This is a genomic window from Paenibacillus sp. 2TAB23 (assembly GCF_052115165.1).
Lineage (GTDB): Bacteria > Bacillota > Bacilli > Paenibacillales > Paenibacillaceae > Pristimantibacillus.
On the sequence record NZ_JBFRGD010000005.1, the window covers coordinates 270,818 to 296,010 of the forward strand.

Here is a 25,193-nt window from a genome sequence, read left to right on the forward strand (position 1 = left end):
GTGCTAGCTTGTTGCACACTTATAATGACGATGTAAGCGTTACAAAAAAGTGTATATATAAAAATTGCGGGAGGTCATAAGATGAAAAAAATTTCCTTTCTAATGCTCACGGCTATGATGGTTATCGTTCTGCTAAGCGGCTGCGGCAACAACACGAACGGTGAGACAGCAACGAATGCGCCAGCGAAAACAAACAACCAGGCTGCGGAACCGGATCCGACGGATGCTCCGAAGAAGGATGTCAAAATCAAAGTGTTCCAATTCAAAGTCGAGATCGCAGAAGCGCTTGAAAAGCTGGCTGCCTTATATGAGAAGGAAACGGGCATTAAGGTGGAAATCGAGACGCACGGCGGCGGCGAGGATTACAGCGCATTGCTGAAAGCGGAGCTGGCTGCAGGCGAGGAGCCTGAAATTTTCAACTCCAGCGGCTGGGCAGGCTTCGATCCTTATGTGGACCGTGCGACAGACTTGTCTGGCGAAGCATGGGCGAAGGATTTGGTTGAAGCGTCCAAAGCGCAAATTACGCGTGACGGCAAGCTGCTGGGCATGCCGATGAACCTTGAAGCTTACGGCTTCACGTATAACAAGGATTTGTTTGCAAAAGCAGGCATTACCGAGCTTCCGCAAACGCTTGAAGAGCTGGAGGCTGCTGCCAAAAAGCTGAAGGATGCAGGCATCACGCCGTTCGCGCTTACTTCCGAGTGGTGGTCGATGGGTATTCATACGCTGAATATCGCTTTCGCGAATCAAGCTGATCCGGCTGCATTCATTGAAGACGTCAAGGCAGGCAAAGTGAAGCTGAAGGACGATCCAATAATGAAAGAATGGATTCGCCTTGTAGATATCATGTTTGCGAACGGTCAAGACAATGCTTTGACAACGGACTACAACACGCAGGTCGCTGAATTCGCAGCAGGCAAATACGCGATGATTCAGCATGGCAACTGGATTCAAGGCATGATCGACGAGATCGATCCGGCGCTCAACCTCGGCATGATGGCTGTGCCTCTGCAAGGCAAGCCGAACGTGTTCACAGGCGTGCCGAACAACTGGATCGTAAATAACAAATCCGCACAGGTTGAAGAAGCGAAAGCATTCTTGAACTGGATGGTCACATCAGAAACAGGCAAAAAATTCATCTCCACAGACTTTAAATTTGTTCCGGCTCTGTCTTCCATTACACCGAATCCAGAGGCGGTAGGTAAAATCGGCGGAGACTTCGCAGCCTTTGCGAACGCTAATCCTGAGCAAGTAAAAGGCTGGAACTGGGATCGCTTCCCAGACGGCATTACGCAGCAGTGGGGCGCGGCTATGCAGGAATACCTCGGCAAACAAATTACGAGCGATCAGCTGCTTGAGAAATTCGACAAAGCGGTACAGGATATCGTGAAAAAATAAGCATATTACAAGCAGAGCCCCGTACAGTCAAATGTGCGGGGCTCTTCGCTATGTATGTCTGCGAACATAAAAGCTTGCTCTACCCAATATGAATATAGATGAGGGAAAGCCTGTGTATGGGCAAGCTCAAGATAGGGCGGGGGATGCGAATGAGCGGGATATGGTGGAGCTCCATGGTGATAGGGATAGGGGTGCTTGCGGCAGCGGCGCTTGCGATACATAGGCATGTCCGTCGACAGAGGAGCATGAATGTAAGGGATACGCTTGAGAACATGCCTGCGGGGGAAAGAGATATCGGAGGTGAAGGAGAACAGGGTTCTACCGATAGGGATGCTTTAAGCGAGGGGGAGAACGATTCTATAGATATAGATGCTGTAGACAAAGGAGAGCGCGGTTCTATGGATATAGATACTGGAGACGATGGAGTACACGCTTCTACGGATATAGATACTGGAGGCGATGGAGAACACGCTTTTAAGGATATACATACTGCAGACGATGAAGTGCACGCTTCTATGGATTTAGATACTGGAGACAAAGGAAACCACGGTTCTATGGAGGTAGAGTCTATCGGCGAAGAAGAGGACGAATTTACATATATAGCTGATCAGGCCATTAGGGCAGAGGAGCGAGCAAGGATTGGCATTGCGGAGCAAGGTGACAGCTCCAAATTCAATAGCATTCAGGTTCAGCTTGGCTCTGCGCAGCACATCGGCGAGCGGGAGGAGCAGCAGGATGCTTATTGCTACTCGGAGCTGGAGGATAGCGCGGTGATTAAAAAGCAGGGGGTACTGGCCGTTCTCGCTGATGGAATGGGCGGCTATGAGATGGGCAAGGAGGCGGGGGAGCTGGCATCGCAAACGATGCTGAACGAATATAGAAACCATGTTGATAAATTCGGGGTGCCGGGAGCGCTAGCTGAAGCCGTGCACGCGGCTAATAAAGCGGTATACGACCTTGCGCTGGCGCATGAGCTGGAATGGAGCGTAGGCACGACACTGATTGCCGTTGTGATTCAGGAGGGGCGGTTATACTGGATATCGGCGGGCGATAGCCGTATTTATCTGTACCGAAGCGGGAGCCTCATTCCATTAACGAAGGATCACATTTACGGGAATCGGCTTCAGGAGCTGGTTAATACGGGCGAGCTTACACAAGAAGAGGCGGATACCCATCCAGAACGGCATTTATTGACGAGCTATTTGGGTATCCCAATTGTCACAGAGCTTGATGCGAACGAAGTGCCGCTGCGAGTCATCGCGGGTGATCACGTTATTTTGTGCAGCGACGGATTAAATGAAGATTTGACGGAAGAGCTGCTGAAGGAAGCGGTGCGATTGCCTCCTTCGCAAGCGTCAGCGTATATCATTGCACAGGTTTGTGCGCAGAACCGCCCGTACCAAGATAACGCGACCATTGTCGTCTTACGTTGCTATTAGCCCAAGGGAGGCTTGGCAGCTACTGGATCGTTGTGCGGTTTTTACCCTCGCTCTTCGAGACGTAGAGCGCCTGATCCGCCTGCTGGAAAGCGTACTCCTTCGTCTCGCCGGCCGCTATAGCATGCAGCCCGATGCTGACGGTTATATGCCGCCGGTTCATTTCCTCAATCGGTCTGCGAGCGATCGATACTCGCAGCTTTTCAACGATTTGCCATGCAGACTGCATATCCTTTTCTCGCATCAAAACAACGAACTCTTCCCCGCCGTAGCGCGCCGCAAAGCATGTGTGAGAAAGGCTGTCCGCTATGCAAGAGGCAGCTTGCTTAAGTGCAATATCGCCAGCCCAATGACCGAACGTATCGTTCACTTGCTTGAAATTATCGATATCAAGGATGGCGATCTGAACCGGAAAATCGTGCAGTCGCTGATCTTCAAGCAGCTTTTCGATATGCTCGTGAAACGACTTATGGTTATGCAAACCCGTCAAAGGGTCAATCTTGGCCATGCGCTCCATCATCATCGTCTGAATTCGCAGCTCCTGCTCGGATTGCTGCACCATATCGAGCTGTTCGACCAGCTCGCTGCCGCGTCGAATGACCGCAAGACCGGTAAAAGCGGCGACTAGAATAATGCAGGTCATCAGAATTAAATCAATCATGTCCGCCGTGGCTCGGTGCTCCGACAAGCAGAAGGATCCGAACAATCCGGCAAAGCATAGGGCAAGGCAAGCGAGCAAATATCTCTTTTTAAAATAAATGATGGAAAGAAACAACGGAAACAGCAGAACGACCGGCGCGACCGCAAAATAATCCCGGATGAAATATAAATAAATATACGACAAAACGATAGAAGCAGAAATAATGGCCACCTCTGACCATTGCGGATAGGCTCGATGCCACAGCTCAAGACCAATCATAATAATCAAAAATATAGAATCCGGTACGAGCAGATCCTGCGCGAAATAATTCTGAGGCGTTAAAAAAGGAACCTGAGGCGCGATGACCTCATATATCAGCCATTGCGAGATAAAAATGACAATAGATATGACCCACATAATATTTAGAATCAGTCGGTTCCAATTGAATGTAATTAGCAAGCTGTGAAGATGCGGTCTCGTCATATACGCCTCCAGTTCTACGTTGCAGTCTGCTTAGGCTTCGACGAATTTACAGCAGCATCCTTTTTTTTCGACAAACTTGGTTACACTTTTTGGTTAGAATCGTGACCTTCGTGGGTATTATAGGTTAGAAACGTCTAAGGAGGTCATTGCATGGAGAACATTAATGAGCGTGATAAAAGGCATATAGGAAGCTTGGCTACGGAAAAGGATATTGATCCGGCATTTGGCTTGTTTACGGAAGAAGCGAGCACGGGCGCAGTTCCAGCAGCCGCCGAGCTTCTATCAAGCCAGCATCCGCATGCGGATGCCGAGCTGCATGAATCGCATGTTCCGGTCATGCTGGATGATGAAGTGGATACGGCCGAGGAAATTTCGGAGGAGCTTGCCGCTGTGCCCGATGCAGACGTCATCGCGAAGGACAGTCCCGTCGATCCCGCCTCGCCCGGTGAGGAGTTTCATGGCACGGACCTGTTGAACGGCGTTGGCAACCATCCGGAGGAGGAGACAGAGGAGCTTTAGTCAGCTCAACCATTGAGCGGCAATCAGCCTCTCCTCGTACGTTCTTCCTATACAAGCAGCAGTTGCAAATCCGTTGTCGCAGGCGGAATTGCAGCTGCTGCTTTTTGCTGTCTGGTTGTTTGAAACGTTGAAACGCCGCATGTGATACAATTAAGGAACAAATGTTCTTTATGGGGCGGTTGAGATAAATTTATGCTGATCAACGGAACGGTTGCGATATCGGTAAGGCATCTGGTGGAGTATGTATTCTTGAGCGGCAGCATCGACGTCAGGCTGAACGCGATCGATGCGATGCATGAAGGCACCAAGGCGCATCAGAGAATCCAGCGAACCTACGGGGAGCAGGATGAGAAGGAAGTGTACGTCAAAGCGGACATCGCCGTTGATGATCTGCTATTTGTTGTGGATGGGCGCTGTGACGGCTTGCTCCGTACGGAGCCGCTCCTTACCGTGGATGAGATAAAGTCGACCGGCGGCGATCTTGACCATATTGCGGATGACGGTTATTCCGTGCACTGGGCGCAGGCGCTTTTCTACGCTTATATGTACGCGAAGGAGCATGGCCAGGAAGCGATGCGCGTGCAATTAACCTACGTGCAGACGGAAACGGAGGAAGAGCGCCGCTTCGCGCGGGATGTCAGCTTTGAAGAGCTGGAGCAGTATGTCTATGACGTTGCCGCACGGTATGCCCCTTATGCGCAGCAGCGGCGCAGGCATGAACAGAATAGAAATGAAAGCATCAGCAGCCTCGCCTTTCCGTTCGAAACGTATCGGGCAGGACAGCGGAAGCTGGCAGGCGCGGTCTACAAATCAATCGAAGAGAAGGTCAGGCTGTTCGCGAAGGCGCCTACCGGCATCGGCAAGACGATATCGACGACCTATCCAGCCATCAAGGCAATCGGTGCAGGCATGCTGCAGCGCTTCTATTATTTGACGGCAAGGACGACGACGAGGGCTGCTGCCGAGGATGCGCTGCTATTCATGAAGGAAAAAGGGCTGCGCTTGCATGCGGTGACCATAACGGCTAAGGATAAGGTATGCTTTCAAGAGGAAGTTCGCTGCGAGAAGGAGCATTGCCCCTATGCAGACGGATATTATGATCGTATAAACGGCGCTGTGCTTGATATTTTGGAGCAGGAAACGGTGATGACGAGGTCGGTTATTGAAACGTATGCGCATAAGCACCGGGTGTGTCCGTTTGAATTTTCGCTCGATCTAGCCTATGCGGCGGACGCGGTTATTTGTGATTATAATTACATATTTGATCCGCGAATTTCGTTCAAGCGGCAATACGCGGAGATGAAAAAACGAACGGCGCTGCTTGTGGACGAGGCGCATAACCTGGTAGACCGCGCGCGAGAGATGTTCTCGGCTGAGCTGTCGAAGGCGCCTTTTCTGGCGCTGCAGCGCGAGCTGAAGAGCGTGCACAGCGAGAGCTACCGAACCGCGAAGGCCATTAATGATTACTTCATCGCGCTTCGCAAAAAGAGTGACGGCGAACCACATGTGGTGGAGCGTCAGCTGCCGGAGACGCTGGTCGCATTGGCGGATGCATTCGTTCATGCGGCTGAGCAGGCGCTGGCGTTAGGGGCTGGCGCCGGAGGCTTGCTGCTGGATACGTATTTCACAGCACAGAACTTCATTCGTACAGCTAAGCTGTTTGATGAGCGGTATGTTGTATATACGGAGCTGACAAAAAGCGATGTGCGGCTAAAGCTGTTTTGCTTGGACCCTTCCAAGCTTCTACAGCATATGGGGAAAGGCTATCGCTCACATATTTATTTCTCGGCAACGCTATCCCCTGTTTCGTATTATATGGATATGCTGGGGGCCGGGGAGGACGATTATACGCTGGCTGTGCCGTCACCGTTCTCCAGAGAGCAGCTTGATGTCGTAGTCAACCCGCTCTCGACCCGCTATCATGACCGTGATGAATCAAAGCTGCCGATCGCGAAGCTGATTGTGAAGCTGATGGCTGAGCGTCCGGGCAATTATTTCGTTTTTTTTCCGTCTTATGCTTATATGAATGCGGTTTATGAGACTTATATGGAATTGAAAGAGTGGTCCGTGCCTGCCGGCTCGGCGTCCGATGACGAGGTGCTTCTGCAAAGGCCGGATATGTCGGAGGAGGAGCGGGATCAATTTCTCGGTTCATTTCAAGCAGGCAGCGGAAAGTCGTTGATTGGCTTCGCCGTGATGGGCGGGGTATTCTCGGAGGGAGTGGACCTTGCTGGCGATCGTTTAGTAGGCGTAATCGTTGTCGGAGTCGGCTTGCCGCAGTTGGGCGTGGAGCGGAATATGCTGAAGGATTATTTCAACGAGCAGGGCAAGAACGGCTATGATTATGCCTATGTGTTCCCCGGAATGAATAAGGTGCTGCAGGCTGGAGGACGTTTAATACGATCCGAAACCGATCGCGGAACGCTGGTGCTAATCGATGATCGGTATTTGCAGCCGCAATACCAGCGGCTGTTGCCGGAGGAATGGCGCGGCTCTCTATAAGGCGGAGTCGGACTCTGCTTTGACGCCACGCTTGGGGAAGAGTGATAAGGCACCGAGCTTTTTCTCGACGAATGCGGCGGCAGACAACGTAACCAATAGCCCGAGCAAAGATCCGCAGACGGATAGCGGAATGACCCAAAGCAGCGACGGCTGCGTAAAAAAGGGAATGAGCGAAACCGCGAGAATGGGCGGAGCATTCCATTTGAATGTGTTGATAAAAGAAATGACAATGACCAGCGTTAGCAGCAGAGAGATCACGCCGGGATGAATGTACACCGAGATGGATCCGACAATGGAGGAAACGACTGCTCCGAAGGCGATTTTGCGAACCTCTGCCTTCTCGAACGGACGTGAGATGAAGAGCAAGCTGAACGCGCCAAGCGTAGGGAAAAACAATGCATGCATAGATGGAAAATGTGAAGAAATCCAGTAGATGAGGATGATATACAAGCAGATTGCATAAGTACGAATACGCATGCTGCAGAGTCGCCTTCTTTCATAGTAGGATAAACCGATAACTTTATTCAGCAAGTTATATTTTACGCCGCCCGATCTTGTACAGTCAATTGCTTAAATGTGTCATTTTTCGAGTCTAAGCCACATTGGACAGGCAAGCAACGCACCAAAAAAGCCCAACCGATAATCGGCTGAGCTTAGATATAAGGAGGATCGGCATGCTATTGCATAAAGGACAAACGTTGTTTCATCAAGGCGAGACGGGCTCCCTGTATCATCTTCGGAGTGGTATGCTCAAGATTGTTCGCGTCCAAGAGGACGGCAATCCTTTTCTCGTTAATCTGATCGTGCCGGATGAAATCATTCCCCATCATTCATTGATCAGTCCAATGCCTAATCACGGCACAGCAGTCGCGCTGGTTACCTGCGAGGTGGACCTGGTTCCACAGCAGCAATGGTACGGCGAGCTTGAGAGAAGCCCGGAGAAGAGCCGTGAAATCGCACTGCTGCTGCAGGGCAAGCTGCGCATGATGCAGCAGCGTATCGATCAGTTAACGCAGGTTGCTCCCGCGGACAAGCTGGCGAAGCTGCAGCAATGGTTCGCCTTATATATTGGCTCTGCGCCGATTACCGATGTGCTGACGCAGGATGAGATCGGACAGCTGATCGGCCTTAGGCGCGAGACCGTAAATCGGTTGCTTCGCGCCCAAATGAAGTGAGCAGCGCGGATTAGCTGGAAGCGACAGGCTGAAGGCTTGCTGCAGGTCCGAAAAACTCGAAATGGATATCCGCTTTCGGAATCCCCCACTGCTGAAGCGACTCGTTAATCACTGCCATAAAAGGAGTAGGGCCGCAGAAATAATAGCTGGCATTGGCATCGGGTATGACGGATTGCAGCCATGCCAAATCGATATAGCCCTCCTTATGAAAATGGCGATGCTGCCGGTCCTCCTCTGTCGGCTGCGCATAGCAGTAGTGCACGGATAGCTGCGGATGCTGTTCCGCGAGCGCGTTCACCTGTGCCCGCATCGCATGCAGCCCGCCATGCTGAGCAGCATGGATAAAGGTCACTTGACGCGAAGGAAATTGCTCGGTCAGCGTATTTAGCATGCTTATCATAGGAGTCAATCCAACACCGCCGCTTATAAGGACAACCGGTCGCTCGTCAGCGGTATCCAAGACGAAATCTCCCGCAGGAGCCGATAGCATGAGCGTTGTGCCTTCTTGCGCGCATTGATGCAAATACGTGGATACGGCTCCCTCGGAGCGTTCCTGATAGGCATCCTCACGCTTGACCGAAATCCGATAATAAGGTTTTCCGGAAGCATCCGATAGGCTGTATTGCCGAATTTGCGTATATTCCGCCCCTTCCTTTTTAATTTTCACGCTCACATACTGTCCAGGCAGGAAGCTTGCGATGGCTCCGTTGTCCTCGGGAACCAAATAAAAGGAGGAGATGACTTCGCTTTCTTTCACTACGCGATCGATTCGGAACGCTCGGAATCCATCCCAGCCTCCAGCCTGTGAACGCGTCTCCTCGTACATTTCCTTCTCTATGCTGATGAAAGCATCTGCGATTATGCCGTAAGCCTCAGCCCAAGCGGACATAATTTCTTCCGTAGCCGCATCTCCTAATACCTCTTTGATGGCCATTAATAGATATTTGCCGACAACGGGATAGTGCTCAGGCTTAACGCCGAGGCTCCGGTGTTTATGTCCAATTTGCTTCACAACCGGAATAATGGCAGTTAGATTGTCTATATGCAGGGCTGCTGCGTAAACGGCATTAGCCAATGCGGTTTGTTGTTTGCCTTGCTTCTGATTAGCGTGGTTAAAAATGTTAAGCAGCTCCGGGTGGTTGGAGAACAACAGCTCATAGAAACGTTTCGTAATCGTGACGCCATGAATCTCAAGTACGGGTACCGTGGATTTAATGACTTGAATCGAATGCGTGCTTAGCATTAAAAACCCCTCCAATGTCTACTGGCGCTTCGGCGAGTGTGCTCATAGGCAAGACCTCGCTTCGCCGTTAGGAATAACTTAAGTATAGCTGGACGCGTGCAGCTGCCTTGTGATCGAAATCACAGCAAACGGAAACGATTTGTGACGGATGGCATACGCAGCGAGTCGAAGCGAACGCGTTAATAGAGCGTAACCGCATAGGTTTGGTCAAACTTGATTATAAAAAAAGAATACGGTTGCAAGGGGTTGACAGCCATTTCCACGAATGGTAAAGTGACAATTAGATTTTATCGAGAGGAGGGTTACGTTACATGAATACAAACATTCACATTCATTTAACTGCTGCAATGAATCATCGTTTGAACATGAATAACGTAATCCATCCGCGCGTCGTTTTTCTTTGATAAAGGGAATCCCCCACCATCAAAGGCGCATGATTACGTCATCGTAATCATGCGCCTTTTCTATGCTTGCGGGTCAGGACTGCTGTGCAGCCATGGCTCGAAGGAGGAAGAAGCGTGTCGTTACGGCGACATGCTTCTTTTTTTGATATATAAGAATTTATATGTTTTCACATATAAATGTGCTTATATATCTTCGCGAAACGACTGCTTTTGCCACAGAGGATGGCGATAGCCGTTTACGCTTGCCATTTAGGAGAAAATAGACAGCAAGGAATGTGCCGGACGGTAGGTTGAAGGATGCTGCTTGTGCAATTGAAGGGAAACGAAGCTTGGATGGATAGCGGAAGGTGTGGTAGAGAAATATGTTCAGTGTACTCAAAAAATTAAGCTGGTTTTTCAAAATGAATTGGAAGCGGTATACCGTGGCCATTTCACTCCTGATTTTAACGGGATTTCTTGATGTCATCCCTCCTTGGCTAATCGGCTATACGATTGACGGCATTCATCAGGATCTGCTGGGTCAGGCTGACTTCAATCGTGTGCTGTACGGCTGGATTGCGCTGACGGTTGTGGGCTACATCATTACGTACATATGGCATTATAAGCTGTTTGGCGGGGCTTTTGTGCTGGAGAAGCTGCTCAGGTCGCGATTAATGGGCCATTTCCTGCGCATGACCCCTACCTTCTATGAACGTAATCGGACGGGCGATTTAATGGCGCGCTCGACGAATGATCTGGGAGCGGTGGCGACGACAGCGGGCTTCGGCATTCTGACGTTGATTGATTCGACGTTATTTATGATTACCATTCTTATCGTGATGGCAGGCCTAATAAGCGTGAAGCTTACGTTAGCCGCCTTGCTGCCGCTGCCGTTAATGGCGCTGGCGATGAAGCATTACGGCAAAAAGATTCACGAGCGGTTCATGGATGCGCAGGATGCCTTCGGCGACTTGAATGATCAAGTGCTTGAATCGGTATCAGGCGTACGCGTCATCCGTGCTTTTGTGCAGGAGGAAGCGAGCGAGGCGCGTTTTGGCGCCAAAACGAATGACGTTCTGAATAAAAACATTGCGGTTGCCCGTATTGATGCATTGTTCGAGCCTACGATGAAAATACTCGTTGGAACGAGTTATTTGATCGGTCTTTGCTATGGCGGGTATCTCGTCTTTCACAATGAAATTACACTCGGCGAGCTAGTATCCTTTAACGTTTTTCTTGGCATGCTGATCTGGCCGATGTTCGCTATTGGCGAGCTGATCAATATTATGCAGCGAGGCAACGCTTCACTCGATCGCGTTAGTGAAACGCTTGGTTATAAGCCGGATGTTGCCGATGCCAGCGCAACCGTGCATGTTGACGGTCCATCCTCCCTGCAGTTCAGGGACGTCACTTTCCGTTATCCGTCTTCTGCCGTTGATAATTTGTCGAACGTATCCTTTACGCTAAAGCAAGGTCAGACGCTCGGTATTGTAGGCCGGACGGGAAGCGGCAAGACAACGCTGCTTAAGCAGCTTCTTCGTGAATACCCGCTGGGCCGCGGCGAAATCAGCATTTCGGGTGCAGCTCTCGGCAGTTTGCAAATTGAGGAGCTGCTCGGCTGGATCGGCTATGTGCCGCAGCAGCCGATCTTGTTCTCGAAGTCAATCCGCGAGAATATTTTCTACGGGCTGAAGGAAGGAACGGAGGCTGACCTTCAGCGGGCGCTTGAGCGTGCATCGTTCGCGAAGGATATTAAGTTCCTGCCTGACGGGCTTGCGACGATGGTTGGCGAGCGGGGCGTAGCGCTGTCAGGCGGGCAGAAACAGCGTGTCAGCATTGCGCGTGCGCTCATCGCCGATCCTGAGATTCTGCTGATGGACGATGCTTTGTCTGCCGTAGACGGCAAGACCGAGTCCGAGATTATTGAAGGCATCCGCACGGAAAGAGCAGGGAAGACGACGCTCATTACGACGCATCGTTTATCTGCCGTACAGCATGCCGATTGGATTATCGTGCTGGATGATGGACGGATCATACAGGAAGGCACGCATGAGCAGCTGCTCGCGAGCGACGGCTGGTATCGGGAGCAGTACGACCGCCAGCAGCTAGAGGCCATTATTGAAACGTAATAAATAAGGAGGCGTGAAGAGCAATGGGCAACACAGGGAAACGATTGTTTCAATACGCCATGCTTTATAAAAAACCGATTATGCTTGCGCTGCTGCTGCTCATACTCGCAGTGTGCGCCGAGCTGGCAGGGCCCTTTATCGCCAAGCGAATGATTGACCAAAACATTCTCGGCATTGAGAAGAAATGGCATGAAGTCGAGGGCAAGCAAGACTTTGCCGTTCTTTATAAAGACAAATGGTATAAGCGGGAGGACCACTTCGCGGCTGATGCTTCCGAGCAGAAGGGCAAAGAGGTTCGGGTGCTGCAGGTAGGAAGAAGCTTCTACTTTCTTGAAGGCGCGCTGGCATCCGATGATGGCAAACGGGTTGTTGAAGGTAGCACGCTTACCGTCACAAGCAAGGATACGGCTGAGCGTGTCTCTTATCCGATAACGAAGCTTGCGAAGGATGAGCTGTACGCGTTCTATCAGCCGGAATTTCCTTCATTAATGAAGCTTGCAGTCATGTATTTTGGATTTTTGCTGCTGGTTGCGGTTTTTACTTACGGTCAGCGGTTAATGCTTCAGACGTCAGCGAATCGCATCGTACGCAAGATGCGAACCGATATATTCGCGCATACGCAGCGGCTGCCGGTTAATTATTATGACAATCTGTCTGCGGGTCAGGTCGTATCCCGGGTAACAAATGATACGGAAGCGATACGCGAGCTTTATGTCGCGGTGCTGGCCAACTTTTTTACAGGCATTATCTATATGGCCGCTATATACGGAGCGTTGTTCCTGCTCGATGTTCGCTTAGCGCTTGTGGCGCTGCCGCTCGTACCGATTCTTATCATTTGGATTATCGTGTACCGCAAATTCGCGGCTCGCTATAACCGAATTATTCGTGCGAAGCTGAGTGAGATAAACGGGATGATCAATGAATCCATCCAGGGGATGACCATTATCCAAGCGTTCCGCCGCCAGAAGGAAACGACGAAGGAATTCGAGGAAATGAATGAGCATTATTACAAGTATCAGAACAAGCTGCTCAGCTTAAATTCCATTACATCGCATAATCTCGTTAATGTTGTGCGCAATATTCTGTTCATTATCGTCATTTGGATGTTCTGGGGCGATTCGCTGCGGGGTGCCGTATCGGTGGGCGTGCTTTATGCGTTCGTCGATTACATGAACCGCATGTTTGCGCCAATTGTCGGTATCGTCAACCAGCTGTCGAATCTCGAGACGGCACGCGTCTCGGCTGAGCGGGTATTTAAGCTGATGGACGAAGAAGGAATCGATGTAGCTACAGGAAGAATGGATCGCTATAAGGGAGACGTCAAGTTCGAGGATGTTTCATTTGCCTATAAGCAGGATGAATACGTGCTGAAGCATATTTCCTTCCATGCGCGCCAAGGTGAGACCGTTGCGCTGGTAGGTCACACCGGTTCGGGGAAAAGCTCGATACTCAATCTGCTGTTCCGTTTCTACGATTCGAACGAAGGCAAGATCATCGTGGACGGCAAGGATGTCCGTGATATGCCGAAGCAGCTGCTTCGGCAGCATATGGGTATCGTGCTTCAGGACCCTTTCTTGTTCACGGGAACGATTGCTTCCAACATCAGCTTGGATAACCCGGCTATCAGCCGAGAGAAGATCGAGCAGTCGCTTCGCGACGTGGGAGCCTACGACATGTTCAGCCAGCTGCAGGGAGGTATCGATGCTCCGGTGATCGAGAAGGGCAGCACGCTGTCGGCTGGACAGCGGCAGCTCATATCATTCGCCAGAGCACTGGCCTATGACCCGGCGATCCTCATTCTTGATGAAGCGACGGCGAGTATCGATACGGAGACGGAAGCGATTATTCAAGAGGCGCTTGATGTGCTCAAAAAGGGCCGCACGACCTTCGTAATCGCGCATCGCCTCTCCACGATACGCAATGCCGATCAGATTCTTGTGCTTGATCGCGGAGTAATCGTAGAACGAGGCAATCATGATGGTCTGATGGAGCACCGCGGCAAGTATTTCGCCATGTACCAGCTGCAGCTGGGCGGGGCTTTGCCAGCATAATCATAGATATATAAAAAGGCTAAGCGGAGTCGAACCCGCTTAGCCTTTTTGAAAATAGAAGACTTTATATGTTTCACGCGATAAGTATTCTTCTATGTCTACGAGAAACGGCTACCCTCCTCTTGCAGAGGACGGCGAAGCCGTTTCTTCTTGTTATATAAGAATGAATATGTTTCACATATAAATGTGCTTATCTATTTCCACGAAACGACTGCTTTTGCCCTAGAGGATGGCGATAGCCGTTTACGCTTGACGTATAGGAAAGGATATGAGATTCTTCATCTTTTCTCTATACGTTTCGCCGAAACGATGGCGTCTATAGAAAGGACGCCGCAGCCGTTTCTTCTTATTAGGTTTTGAATTTACCGATGGCTTCATTCAAGCTTTGAGCCAGATTGCGAAGCTGTTCAGAGGAGCTGGCAACCTCCTGCATGGAAGCAAGCTGCTCTTCCGATGCTGCGGCAACGCGCTGTGAGTTGCCTGCAGCGCTTGCCGTTATGCCCTCAAGCTCATCCAGGGATGCGGCGATTTGCTCGCTGCCTGCGGACATTTGCTCTGATGCAGCGGAAACCTCCTGCACCTGGCTGGATACGTCGCGAATAGATGCGACAATCGAACGGAAAGATTCGCCTGCATGGCTGGTTACCCGTGATCCGGCACGCGCCGCTTCCGCTGACAGCTCCATGGATGTAACGGCAGCAGCCGTTTGGCTGCCGATGCTGTGCAGGATCGTACCGATCTGCTCCGAGGATTCCTTGGATCGTTCAGCCAGCTTGCGAATTTCATGGGCTACGACCGCGAAGCCTTTTCCGTGCTCGCCGGCACGCGCAGCTTCAATGGAAGCATTAAGCGCAAGCAGGTTGGTTTGATTGGCAACATCACCGATTAACGCGAGGATGCTGCCGATGTTGTCGCTTTGCTGCTTTAATTCATGCAGCGTGGACACGGTAGCGACGACATTGGTTTCCACGGCTTGCATTTGCTGCAGCGTCTCGTTGATGACCGACTCGCCTTCCGTTGCGAGCGCGGTCGTATCGGCAGCAAGCTCGGATACGGATGAGGACGATTCCGCGATGCGTTGAATGCCGATGGTCATCTCGGTCATGGCGCGCTGGCATTCTTGGAAGCTTTGCAGCTGTGTGTCGGAGCCGGAGGCTACCTCTTGGATCGCTTCCGTCACTTCTTCAGTCGCGCGCGAGGTTTGCTCCGCGCTTTGCTGCATGTTATAAGCTGAGCCTGCCACTTCGTCCGAAGTGGTACGGATGTTGCTTGTAAGCTCTCGAAGACTTGCGATCATTTCATTGAAAGCGATCGATACTTGAGCAATTTCATTCCCGCCTTTGACGGGAACCGCTAAGGTCAAGTCCCCTTTGGCAGCCATGGAAGATACTTCGGCAAGCCGTTTAAGCGGCTTCAATACCAAGCGAATCAAATAGATGATAATGAGTATGGCAATTACAGAGAGTACCAGTGCGATTCCAATGCTCTGCCACAGCATTTCTTTCATCGCATCATTGATTTGTTTGTAATCGATATCGATTCCGAAGATCCCGACGAGCTTTCCGCTCGGATCTTTCACTTGAGCCAAATAGGAGACCCACTCTCCGAATTGGTCTACGACAGGCTCTGTGACGACACTGCCTTTTTCCAGAGCGGTCTGGACGTCGACTGCGAAGCCAGGCGTCATTTCATACTCATCTCCGGCCCCTAGCCCATCAGCTGTGAGGGCTTCGTTGCTTTGCATCATTTTGAGAAATTGTTTTCCATCACGTTCGATAATATCTGGCATGTATACGTATGCATTGGAGACAATATCGTTTTTGATCATGACATCGAGCTGCAGTTTGAACCGATCGAAGGTTTCGTTCTTGGTGTCCTTGCCAGCTGTAATCTCATTGTAGCCGAAGGTAAGCAAATCATGTCCGGCTTCGATTTGATAGCTTAAGGTTTCACCGATACGTTCGATTTCATCGAGGTACGATTTTTTTTGCGTGCTGTAAGAGAGATATTCGGTAATGCCAATGACTAGAACGAGCAGCAGAGCAAGCACGATGGAGCTGGTAACGACTAAACTTTTGTCTTTCAAACGTTTCATTGGACCACACCTCATAATGATAAGATAAGTAATGTTATCGTCGATATATGTCGAAAAATGAAGAGGATAGCGCATTCAAATTCTGACAGCACTTAATAGAGCATTTGTAATTATAATAGCAGGTATCTATTAGGTAAATGCGGGTATTAGTGTCAGAAAAGTGTTGAGTCGTGTATATATTGAAGCAGATGCTAGGCATATTTTTAAAGAAAAAATTGTCGAACATTTACGAATAGTATGATCTGTCATCATTCAGCCAACTTTCAGCGGGGCTTAAAGGAGCTTTAAGCATGCAGGCTTATGATAAGTCTTGTAAGAACTAATCGAAAGTGAAAGGTGGAAGAATCAATGATGAAGGCAAAGGCAAAAGCAATAACGGCGGGCGCGATTGCGCTGACGCTAGCGCTTGGGGGCGGTAGTCTCTGGGCTAAACAATATGTGAACGCGGCAAGCAGCACAGGCGCGCAGCTGGAGCAGAGCACCCTGACAGGTAACAGCAAGGCCGGAGCGGATCATGCGGGTAAACGAGGCGGATTCGGACATGGCTTTGATCAAATACAGACACAGCTGCTTGATTACTTAGGTCTCGAAGAGGCAGCGCTGCAGACAAAGCTGGAAACGGCAACCTTGTCAGAAGTGGCTGTGGCGCAAGGGAAAACAAGGGCAGAGTTGAAGACGAAGCTTGTTGAGTGGTTGGAGGCAGCGGCGGCAGCAGCGCCGGCTAAGCAAGAGGATGCAGCCGAAGCGGATACAGACAAGCAGCCAGCTAAGCTGGATGCAGCAGCCGCAGCTGAGAGGCTCCTTGATTCGAAGGGGAATGCCATTGGCAAGCATGGCAGTGGTGGCAAGGGCGTTGTTCAGAGTTCGGCCGAGCTGGCGGCTGCGCTAGGGGTGACGGAGGACGTGCTTAAGTCGGAGCTTGAAGGCGGCAAGACGCTGGCTGCGTTAGCGGCGGAGAAGGGCGTCGAAGTACAATCGTTAATTGATTTGCAAGTAAAGGATAAGAAGACGAAGCTTGCAGCCGAACTGGCGGCGGGAACGATTACGCAGGAGCAGTATAATGAAAGATTTGAGAAAGCGGTTGAGCGGGCGACTCAGCATGTGAATGGCGTGTTGCCTCAGCGCGGCAAGGGCGGAGGTTTCGAGCGTAATCTAGGTGAGGTTGCCTCGGCGCTAGGGGTGACGGAGGAAGTGCTGAAGACGGAGCTTGAAGGAGGCAAGACACTTGCGGTTATAGCCGCCGAGAAGGGCGTAGACGTACAGGTGCTCATCGATCTGCAGGTAAACGAGCAGAAAACAAAGCTTGCAGCCGAATTGGCAGCGGGGGCGATTACGCAGGAGCAGTACGACACAAAGCTTGCAGTAGCGGTAGAGCGCGCAACAAAGCAAGTTAACGGTGAACTGAAAGCGCCGGAAGGCGGCCGCAAAGGAGAGGCTGGCGGCAAAGGTCCGCGCGGCGAGCGTCCAGAAGGAGCTGCGCCGAAGGAGCAAGCAACAGCAACCGACGCTGGCTCAGAAGTCTAGTCCGTACGCATGACTAGCTTTAATGCGTAGCTTATGAATAAGGAGCTGTCTCATGGAATCATTGATTCCGGAGACAGCTCCTTGCTGTGTGCAGCGATACGAGCATTTAAACGGCTTTGCCGAGCAGCAGTTCAAGCTCATGCGGCGGCAGCGGCCTGCTGAATAAGTAGCCCTGCAGCTCATCGCATTGCAGATCCGTACAAAATTGTGATTCCTCCGCTGTCTCGACACCCTCCGCAACGACCCTCATGTTCATGCTGTGAACGAGCTCGATTATGGCTTTTACGATTGAAGATTTTTTGGAGTCGCTCGTAATGCCTTGTATAAAAGAGCGATCAAGCTTTACATCCGATATCGGAAGACGCTGCAGCTGGTTGAGTGAAGAGTAGCCGGTGCCGAAATCATCAATCGAAATTTGGATGCCAAGATTTTTGAGAAATAGAATGGTCTCGATCACTTGGTCCATATTGCGCATGAATACGCCCTCGGTTATCTCCAAACTCACGTATTGCGGCTCTAGTCCGGTATCCTTTAATGCATCAATAATCATTTCGGTTAGATTCCCTTGATAGAAATGTCTCGCGGATATGTTTACGGATACGCATATCCGCTGCAAGCCCGCGTCCTGCCAGGCTTTGTTCTGGCGGCAGGCCTCTCGGAAAACCCAACTGTCGATGTCCAGTATGAACCCGGATTGCTCCGCTAGCGGAATAAATTTATCAGGAGGAACCATGCCGAGCTCCGGATGATGCCAACGAATCAGTGCTTCGATGCCGCAGAGCTTACCGGTTGCTGCACTCATTTTCGGCTGATAATGCAGAGAGAATTGCTGCTGCAGCAAGGCATTGTATAGCCCGTTCTCTACTTGCATTTTCTCCGTCATAGCAGACACAAGATTTGGCTTATAAAAACGGTAGCATCCGTCGCCCTGCTCCTTGGCGCTGTACATGGCGATGTCCGCGTTACGGATAATCGTATCCATTTGTTCGCCATCCTGCGGATACAGGCTCACCCCCACGCTAACGGTCAGGAAGAGCAGCTTATCATCGATGATGAAGGGCTCGTTGAACGAGTCTACGACAGCCTGCGCGCCAGCGGCAACCGTCTCCTCATTCTCATAGCACCCGATAAAGACAAACTCATCACCGCCAAGACGGAATACGGTACAGTCTTTAAATACGGCATTCCCAAAGCGTTCCGCTGCTTTCCGCAGCAGCTCGTCGCCAACGGCATGGCCCAAGGTGTCGTTAATTTGCTTGAAACGGTTCACATCAACGAACATGACGGCGATTGGCTGCTTGCTGCTTTCGTGCAAGGCAATCAAATCTTGAAAATGCAAAGTAAACTGTAGTCTGTTAGGCAAGCCGGTCAACATATCGTAATAAGCGAGTTGATGCAGCCGCTCCTCGGATTGCTGGAGCATAAAGGCTTGCGACTCAAGCCGTTCATTGCTTCGCTGTGCTTCTTGGAACATATGAATCAGGTTTTTCGACATATGCTTGAAATTGACAATTAGTGATTGGACCTCTACGAGGCTGCTGCTAGGCCAGTCTACATTATTGACTTGTTTAAGCTTCAGCGGAAGATTCGTAGTCGCCGCTGCCAGCTGCGTTAGGCCTCTCGAAAGCGAGCGGTTAATGAAGAAGGCTAGAACGACAGTGAATAAGGCCAGCAAGATCAGATAAATGAAGTGCGTAAAGTACTTTGAGAACAAATAGTTTTGGTAGCTTTTGATCGGAACCTCAATGGAAATATGCCAATCGGTGGAGCCTATATTTTCCGAATAAACGAATATGCCATCATGCCAAGTATGGAATTGCAGTGCTTGCCTAGGCTCGTTAGGCATAGTTAAAAACAGATGGCTGTTAATCTCCGTTACTTGACGGTTGTCTCCCCAGTCATACCTTTGCCCCTCAGCCGCAGGATCGCTTGCAGCTACGACGAAATGGTCGTTGCCTGTTATATGGAGCATAAAGGTACTAGCGTGATTCTCAAGAAGCAATTGAAAGAAACGGACTTCCTCCTGGATCTGCTCCGCTTCGGTGAGCGAGTAGGACAGCTTGGAGGTCTGCCATCTATTCCAGGAGTCCACAATGCGATTCGCTTCACTGGCGGATAACCGCTGTGCATAAAGGCTTACTTCTTTGAAGGAGCTAAGGCTGTTCATGAAAATGTTAAGCAAGAATGAAATAAAAACGATACCGATGGAGAAATGGAACAGCACCTTGCTGAAGGAGAGCAGCTTTCTTTCTTCCAAGGATAGGCCGCTCCATCTGCGCAGAGGCAAGTAATGGTCGATTACTTCGGCAAACAAGGAATTAAACATGCCGTTCATCGCGATCATGCAAGCAATAAGCAGCAGGTCCTTCGCGTTCAATGGGGAATCCATCGAGTAGAAGATATAAATGAGCGGTATGCCGGCGAGCAGCCAGAACAAAGCATCCGCTCCGAACAATGATTTTTTTAGTTTTTGAATCAGCAAGCCGGCCGCTAACACTTCTATGATGAGAATGGAGTGATAGACGGGCTGGTCGAATAACAATAGACCAGTTGAAACAGCGACAACTGAAGTCAAGAGTCCGGGCAGTAGTCCGAATAAACGCAAGATCAGCAGGATGAACAAGCTGGTAAACGAAAAGGTAATGCCGTATAAAAACTGAAAATGGTACGTCTCGGCCGCGAGCGCAAGAATTGTGCAAAATGAAAATGCGCAAACCATCATCACATGCTTATGATGCTGCTTAAACCATATGTTACCCACCTGCGGCCTCCTGATTGCTTATGTATTTCCCCTATAATTCGACAATATTCACTAAAATCCTCCTATATTCTCTATAATAGCTTCCATTTTTCTACAGTCTTTTTATAAATAAGCCATTTCTTGTTCACGATATGTTCAGAAATATGGGATTGCATCGCTTAAATGGATTTGATATAGTTCTATTGTCAAACTGTTTTATAATAGAATTAGTTAAAAAGCAATACACACGGCATGACATAAGGGAGGACATCACGGTGGATCAAGCATTGCTTAAAAATATTATCGATCGCTACGAGGCGGCCAATTTTCTAGTCAACCGCAGGCTGAATGCGATGATCCGCGAGCTTATGCCTGAGGATCTTACGGTTGATCAATTTTCTACGCTCCGATACTTACGGTCGCATGATAGAAGCACATCTTCTGAGCTCGCGGATATTTTCTGCGTAGGCAAGAGCTCGATAACAGCGATCATTAACCGGCTTTTTGATAAGAATCTGATCCAGAGGCTGCCGGATGAGAAGGACCGTCGCGTTATTTATTTGACGCTTACCGAGGAAGGCAATCAGGTATGCGATCGCATGGCGGAAAAGATCGATGTGCTGCTCGCCAAATACATTGAACGGTTCGAGGAGCAAGAGGCACTTGGTTTTATTGAAACCTTCGAGAAACTTGCGAAGGAAATGATGCATTCATAGCTATCATTCATATGGAGGGAGAACAGTGATGAGAACCGTACTGAAATTTAGATGGCTGGTATTGGCGTTGTGGCTGGCTGCAGCCATCGGCTTGATGCTCACGGCGCCGAATATGGAAGAGCTCGTTCGTACGAAGGGGCAGGTTAACGTGCCGGACGGGTATTCTTCAACAATTGCTAGTGATTTGGAAGAAGCAATCGGGGGAAATGACGGGGCTGGATCCAGTAGTGGAATGGCTACCGTCCTAGTATTCCATAAAGACGGAGGCTTGTCTGATGCGGATCTAGCTGAAGTGAAGACCGGCATCGACAAGCTGAAGAGCAGCGCGGATCAGATTGGCGTCCTTGCTGTAACCACCCATTTCGACACCAAAGAGCTGGCAGAGCAGATGGTATCCAAGGATGGAAGCACCATTCTGGCGCTTGTTAATGTTGAAGCGGGAGACCGCACCCTCTCTGAGCTTAGCGACGGCCTTTATGATACGATTTCCGATGTAAAGGTTGAACATTACTTTACAGGAAACTGGATAATCTCCGAGGATGTTGTGCAAAGCTCGCAGGAAGGGCTTAAGAAAACGGAGTTTATTACGCTCGGTTTCATTCTAGTCATCTTATTCGTTGTCTTCCGCTCCGCAATTGCGCCGATCGTGCCGCTTGTTGCAGTGGGCTTCACCTATTTAATTACGCAGTCGGTGGTAGCGTTCCTAGTCGATTCTTTCGACTTTCCGCTCTCCAACTTTACGCAGATCTTTCTTGTTGCCGTCTTATTCGGTATCGGTACCGATTATTGCATCCTGCTCATCAGCCGCTTTAAAGAGGAGCTGACGCATAGCGGCGGCGACAAAACGCAGGCGATTATTCAAACGTATCGCACAGCAGGAAGAACCGTGTTGTTCTCCGGTTTGGCGGTTTTGGTCGGTTTTGCAGCCATTGGCTTCTCAACCTTTATTCTTTACCGCTCCGCGGTTGCGGTGGCAGTAGGGGTAGCGGTGCTGCTGCTCGCTTTGTTTACGATCGTGCCGTTTTTTATGGCTGTGCTCGGAACGAAGCTGTTCTGGCCCGCGAAGGGGTCGCTTGAGCACAAGCCAAGCAAGCTGTGGGGAACGGTCGGCAAGTTTTCCTTGAAGCGTCCAGTATGGGCACTCCTCATTTTAGCTGTCATCATCGTTCCTTTCTTAACGGCCTATAAAGGCACGATATCGTTCAATTCGCTGGATGAGATCGGTGACAAATACGATTCTGTCAAAGCATTCAACATTATTTCGGACAGCTTTGGGCCTGGAGACTCCTTGCCTACGACTGTCGTCGTGAAGTCGGATAAGCCGATGGATTCACCGGAGGGGCTTGCCGCGCTGGAGCAGATTAGCCGCGAGCTTGCTAATACGGAAGGCGTAAAGGCTGTTCGCAGCGCAACGCGTCCAACTGGCGACGTTATGGAGCAATTCCTCGTATCCGATCAGGTGACAACGCTTGAGGATGGTCTCGGACAAAGCGGGGAAGGCCTTGGCAAGATTGGTGATGGCCTATCCGAGGCAAGCACTGCGCTAAGCGAGAACGCGCCTAAGCTGAATGAGGCGGTTGACGGCGCAGGTCAGCTCGTAGACGGTACGAATGAGCTGAAAGCTGGCATCGTTCAGCTTGGCGCGGGCCTTAAGCAGATTCAACAGGGGCTGGAGGACGGCTCTGCCGGAGCAGGCGAGCTTAGCGACGGGTTGAAGCAAGCGGAGGCGAGCGCGAAGCAGCTGGCTGGCGCTAGCCGCCAATTGCTTGCGAGCTATGAACAGCTCGGCGGGGGTCTGGGCAAGCTTAGCGGCGCATATAACACGATTGCAGCTGAGCAAGCGAAGCTAGCTGACGGTTTGTCTGGCGTCGAGCAAGGTTTGGCGGATTTGCAAGGAAGCTATCCAGAGCTGCAAAACGATGAGAAGTTCCAAGAGACGCTCAACTCGCTTGGGCAGCTTCAATTGGGAGCCGCGGGCATTAGCGGTCAATTGACTGAGCTTAATACGCAGCTGTCGGGCATCTCAGGGGGCATGACGCAAGCGAATGCGGGACTCCTTCAGGCAACCGAAGGACAGTCTGCATTGGCAGCTGGCCTTGGCAATTTGGCGGCAGGCTTGGCAGAGCTGCAAAAAGGAATTTCGCAGGCTGCTGCAGGTCAAGGCCAAATTGTTTCGAAGCTTCCTAGCGTTACGCAAGGCTTCAATGCACTCACAGACGGACAGAAGGAGCTCCAGGCAGGTTTTGCGTCGTTAAACGATCAGCTTGGCGAGCTTACAAGCGGTCTTAATCAAAGCGTGGATGGCCTAACACAGGTTACCGATGGGCTGGCTTCAGCCGGCGGCTATCTGAACGGGTTGTCCGAAGCGCCGAATAAGCAAATATCAGGCTGGTACATCCCAGCGGAAGCCATCGCGAATGAGGAGTTCCAGACGGCGCTTAACGTGTACATGTCCGAGGATCGCCAAACCGCGAAATTCGACGTCGTATTCAGCGGCAATCCTTATGCGCAGGAAACGATGGATGAGATAGACGGGCTTGAAGCAGCCGTTAGCCGCGGTCTCCAAGGTACCGAGTACAGTGGTGCCGAGGTAGCAGTCGGCGGCGTTACAAGCATGAACAATGATTTGAGAAATATCTCGAATGCGGATTATTCACGTACGGTTATTCTCATGCTGATAGGCATTTCGATTATCTTGATCATTTTGTTCCGCTCCATCGTTATGCCGCTGTATATGGTTGCATCGCTGCTTGTGACCTTCTATTCATCGCTGGCGATCGCGGAGGTTATATTCGTGAGGCTGCTTGGACAGTCGGGCATTAGCTGGGCGGTTCCGTTCTTCGGATTCGTTATGCTGGTCGCGCTCGGCATAGACTACAGCATCTTCCTTATGGACCGCTTCAAAGAATATCGTCACTTGTCGCCTCAGCAAGCCATTCTAGAGGCGATGAAAAATATGGGTACGGTCATTATGTCGGCAGCGGTTATACTAGGCGGTACATTCGCGGCGATGCTGCCTTCGGGCGTCATGTCGCTCCTGCAAATCGCCACGATCGTGCTGTGCGGATTGTTCATGTATGCGCTGCTGATGCTTCCGTTGTTTATTCCAGTGATGGTGCGCACGTTCGGCGCAGCAAACTGGTGGCCGTTTATGGGAAGAAGCCATGACGCAGAGCCTGCGAGCGACAGCCAAGGCAGTCTTAAGCTGAGCGGTCAGCATGTCTCCCATGATTCGACGCACTAACAGTTGAAGAAAGATTACCAACGGTCCTCCGTTACGGAGGCTGTGTGGTAATCTTTTTTGTTTGCGATGCTGCCGCATGCAGGCTAGACTCTGGTTCTCTGCTCATCGTCCGCAAGAAAGGCACTGAGCTGCAGCTGCTGCTCGCTTAGCAGTTGCTGAAGAAGCACCGTTCTTTCTTTGCTGGCGGAGGCTTCCTGCTCCGCTCGTGTCACTAACCGGAACAGGTCGAATGATTCAGGCGAGAGCCCGAGCTTTTTGCGTATTTTCTCATTACGGAATGATTCAGCCACAGGCGAGAGATGTCCGTCGCTTATCGCTGTACGTCTCGTTTTGTCGGGAAGCAAGACCAGGGCTGAGCGGCCTTGGTCAGTAATGTTATATACCTTTTTCCCGTTATCCTCGACCTTAATGGCAATGAAACCGCGTTCCTCAAGCATTTGAAGTGTAGGGTAGATGGACCCAGCGCTCGGCTGGTACAGCCCGCCGGATTGCTCCCCGAGCGACTTCATCATCTGGTAGCCGTGCATCGGTTCGCTATTAAGCAGTTTCAGCAGGGCGAACTTTACGCCGCCGCGTCCAAAATATCGCTTGCTGACCATACGTTTCTCGGCTGGGAGGGCTTCTTTATCACCGTGGTTAAGCGGCATAAGCGTTATTTCAGAATTCGATTTCATCAAGTTGGGCTCACCTCTAATGGATATGATTCGGAAAGGGCTGGCTTTTGCATTACGACTGCCTAATCAGGAACGGAGTCCATCCCTTTCTAGATGGGTAGTAATCGATGGCTACTCTTACAGCATTGACAATGATTATTATTATTATTTACATTTTTAAAAATAAATTGTTTCGAAGGGGAGCGTACAATAAGAGTCGTTAAATCCTAGTTGGAGGAATGGCTCAGATGATTTATTCTTA

Annotated in this window: 16 protein-coding genes; 10 read left to right on the plus strand and 6 right to left on the minus strand. The window is 50.5% G+C overall.

Translation table 11 applies throughout. The features are described 5' to 3' along the window. The first annotated feature begins 81 nt into the window (after nucleotides 1–81). Entirely contained in the window at nucleotides 82–1,398 is a 1,317-nt protein-coding gene (locus tag AB4Z29_RS10695) for an ABC transporter substrate-binding protein (protein WP_441943039.1), read from the plus strand. 149 nt (nucleotides 1,399–1,547) lie between these two features. Then, entirely contained in the window at nucleotides 1,548–2,837 is a 1,290-nt protein-coding gene (locus tag AB4Z29_RS10700; RefSeq protein ID WP_441943040.1) for a PP2C family protein-serine/threonine phosphatase, read from the plus strand. Between the two features lie 19 nt (nucleotides 2,838–2,856). Here the strand turns inward: AB4Z29_RS10700 and AB4Z29_RS10705 are convergent, their stop codons facing one another. Beyond that, nucleotides 2,857–3,957, minus strand: a complete 1,101-nt coding sequence (locus AB4Z29_RS10705) for a GGDEF domain-containing protein (protein WP_441943041.1) — start codon at nucleotides 3,955–3,957, stop codon at nucleotides 2,857–2,859. Between the two features lie 150 nt (nucleotides 3,958–4,107). Between AB4Z29_RS10705 and AB4Z29_RS10710 the strand changes: the two genes are divergently transcribed. Next, nucleotides 4,108–4,476, plus strand: coding sequence for a hypothetical protein (locus AB4Z29_RS10710; protein ID WP_441943042.1), 369 nt, complete (start codon nucleotides 4,108–4,110; stop codon nucleotides 4,474–4,476). A gap of 192 nt (nucleotides 4,477–4,668) precedes the next feature. Next, nucleotides 4,669–6,978, plus strand: coding sequence for a helicase C-terminal domain-containing protein (locus AB4Z29_RS10715; protein WP_441943043.1), 2,310 nt, complete (start codon nucleotides 4,669–4,671; stop codon nucleotides 6,976–6,978). Here the strand turns inward: AB4Z29_RS10715 and AB4Z29_RS10720 are convergent. Then, nucleotides 6,973–7,455 carry a hypothetical protein gene (locus tag AB4Z29_RS10720; protein ID WP_441943044.1) on the minus strand — a complete coding sequence of 161 codons (483 nt, stop codon included), beginning with the start codon at nucleotides 7,453–7,455 and terminating at the stop codon, nucleotides 6,973–6,975. The genes AB4Z29_RS10715 and AB4Z29_RS10720 overlap by 6 nt on opposite strands. 197 nt (nucleotides 7,456–7,652) lie before the next feature. Between AB4Z29_RS10720 and AB4Z29_RS10725 the strand changes: the two genes are divergently transcribed. Next, nucleotides 7,653–8,153, plus strand: coding sequence for a Crp/Fnr family transcriptional regulator (locus tag AB4Z29_RS10725; RefSeq protein ID WP_441943045.1), 501 nt, complete (start codon nucleotides 7,653–7,655; stop codon nucleotides 8,151–8,153). Nucleotides 8,154–8,163: 10 nt separating this feature from the next. Here AB4Z29_RS10725 and hmpA read toward each other — a convergent pair whose 3' ends face one another. Continuing rightward, nucleotides 8,164–9,396, minus strand: a complete 1,233-nt coding sequence (gene hmpA / locus AB4Z29_RS10730) for an NO-inducible flavohemoprotein (protein WP_441943046.1) — start codon at nucleotides 9,394–9,396, stop codon at nucleotides 8,164–8,166. A gap of 766 nt (nucleotides 9,397–10,162) precedes the next feature. Between hmpA and AB4Z29_RS10735 the strand changes: the two genes are divergently transcribed. After that, the gene (locus AB4Z29_RS10735; RefSeq protein ID WP_441943047.1) at nucleotides 10,163–11,908 is read left to right on the plus strand and encodes an ABC transporter ATP-binding protein; all 1,746 of its coding nucleotides are present in this window, start codon (nucleotides 10,163–10,165) and stop codon (nucleotides 11,906–11,908) included. 23 nt (nucleotides 11,909–11,931) lie between these two features. Next, entirely contained in the window at nucleotides 11,932–13,959 is a 2,028-nt protein-coding gene (locus tag AB4Z29_RS10740; protein WP_441943048.1) for an ABC transporter ATP-binding protein, read from the plus strand. A gap of 349 nt (nucleotides 13,960–14,308) precedes the next feature. On the opposite strand, the gene AB4Z29_RS10745 is transcribed toward AB4Z29_RS10740, so the two are convergent. Then, a complete protein-coding gene (locus AB4Z29_RS10745) occupies nucleotides 14,309–16,054 on the minus strand; it encodes a methyl-accepting chemotaxis protein (protein WP_441943049.1) in 1,746 nt (581 codons plus the stop codon). A 348-nt stretch (nucleotides 16,055–16,402) separates the two neighbouring features. On the opposite strand from AB4Z29_RS10745, the gene AB4Z29_RS10750 reads away from it, so the two are divergent. Next, entirely contained in the window at nucleotides 16,403–17,578 is a 1,176-nt protein-coding gene (locus AB4Z29_RS10750) for a hypothetical protein (protein WP_441943050.1), read from the plus strand. Nucleotides 17,579–17,684: 106 nt separating this feature from the next. Here AB4Z29_RS10750 and AB4Z29_RS10755 read toward each other — a convergent pair whose 3' ends face one another. Continuing rightward, complete coding sequence (locus AB4Z29_RS10755; RefSeq protein WP_441943051.1) at nucleotides 17,685–20,339, minus strand: EAL domain-containing protein; 2,655 nt, start codon at nucleotides 20,337–20,339, stop codon at nucleotides 17,685–17,687. A gap of 254 nt (nucleotides 20,340–20,593) precedes the next feature. Here AB4Z29_RS10755 and AB4Z29_RS10760 point away from each other — a divergent pair, with 254 nt between their 5' ends. Both AB4Z29_RS10760 and AB4Z29_RS10765 read left to right on the plus strand, forming a co-directional pair. After that, the gene (locus AB4Z29_RS10760) at nucleotides 20,594–21,034 is read left to right on the plus strand and encodes a MarR family transcriptional regulator (protein ID WP_441943052.1); all 441 of its coding nucleotides are present in this window, start codon (nucleotides 20,594–20,596) and stop codon (nucleotides 21,032–21,034) included. A 28-nt stretch (nucleotides 21,035–21,062) separates the two neighbouring features. Then, nucleotides 21,063–24,278, plus strand: coding sequence for an efflux RND transporter permease subunit (locus AB4Z29_RS10765; protein ID WP_441943084.1), 3,216 nt, complete (start codon nucleotides 21,063–21,065; stop codon nucleotides 24,276–24,278). An 83-nt stretch (nucleotides 24,279–24,361) separates the two neighbouring features. Here the strand turns inward: AB4Z29_RS10765 and AB4Z29_RS10770 are convergent, their stop codons facing one another. After that, on the minus strand, nucleotides 24,362–24,952 hold the full coding sequence (locus tag AB4Z29_RS10770) for a PadR family transcriptional regulator (protein ID WP_441943085.1): 591 nt from the start codon (nucleotides 24,950–24,952) through the stop codon (nucleotides 24,362–24,364). Nucleotides 24,953–25,193 lie beyond the last annotated feature (241 nt).

Excerpts from the sequence above, each read along its gene's own strand:
- hmpA (WP_441943046.1), bottom strand. The coding sequence starts at position 9,396 with ATGCTAAGCACGCATTCGATTCAAGTCATTAAATCCACGGTACCCGTA.
- AB4Z29_RS10770 (WP_441943085.1), bottom strand. The coding sequence starts at position 24,952 with ATGAAATCGAATTCTGAAATAACGCTTATGCCGCTTAACCACGGTGAT.
- AB4Z29_RS10750 (WP_441943050.1), top strand. The coding sequence starts at position 16,403 with ATGATGAAGGCAAAGGCAAAAGCAATAACGGCGGGCGCGATTGCGCTG.
- AB4Z29_RS10710 (WP_441943042.1), top strand. The coding sequence starts at position 4,108 with ATGGAGAACATTAATGAGCGTGATAAAAGGCATATAGGAAGCTTGGCT.
- AB4Z29_RS10720 (WP_441943044.1), bottom strand. The coding sequence starts at position 7,455 with ATGCGTATTCGTACTTATGCAATCTGCTTGTATATCATCCTCATCTAC.
- AB4Z29_RS10740 (WP_441943048.1), top strand. The coding sequence starts at position 11,932 with ATGGGCAACACAGGGAAACGATTGTTTCAATACGCCATGCTTTATAAA.
- AB4Z29_RS10765 (WP_441943084.1), top strand. The coding sequence starts at position 21,063 with ATGAGAACCGTACTGAAATTTAGATGGCTGGTATTGGCGTTGTGGCTG.
- AB4Z29_RS10695 (WP_441943039.1), top strand. The coding sequence starts at position 82 with ATGAAAAAAATTTCCTTTCTAATGCTCACGGCTATGATGGTTATCGTT.
- AB4Z29_RS10725 (WP_441943045.1), top strand. The coding sequence starts at position 7,653 with ATGCTATTGCATAAAGGACAAACGTTGTTTCATCAAGGCGAGACGGGC.
- AB4Z29_RS10745 (WP_441943049.1), bottom strand. The coding sequence starts at position 16,054 with ATGAAACGTTTGAAAGACAAAAGTTTAGTCGTTACCAGCTCCATCGTG.
- AB4Z29_RS10700 (WP_441943040.1), top strand. The coding sequence starts at position 1,548 with ATGAGCGGGATATGGTGGAGCTCCATGGTGATAGGGATAGGGGTGCTT.
- AB4Z29_RS10705 (WP_441943041.1), bottom strand. The coding sequence starts at position 3,957 with ATGACGAGACCGCATCTTCACAGCTTGCTAATTACATTCAATTGGAAC.
- AB4Z29_RS10735 (WP_441943047.1), top strand. The coding sequence starts at position 10,163 with ATGTTCAGTGTACTCAAAAAATTAAGCTGGTTTTTCAAAATGAATTGG.
- AB4Z29_RS10715 (WP_441943043.1), top strand. The coding sequence starts at position 4,669 with ATGCTGATCAACGGAACGGTTGCGATATCGGTAAGGCATCTGGTGGAG.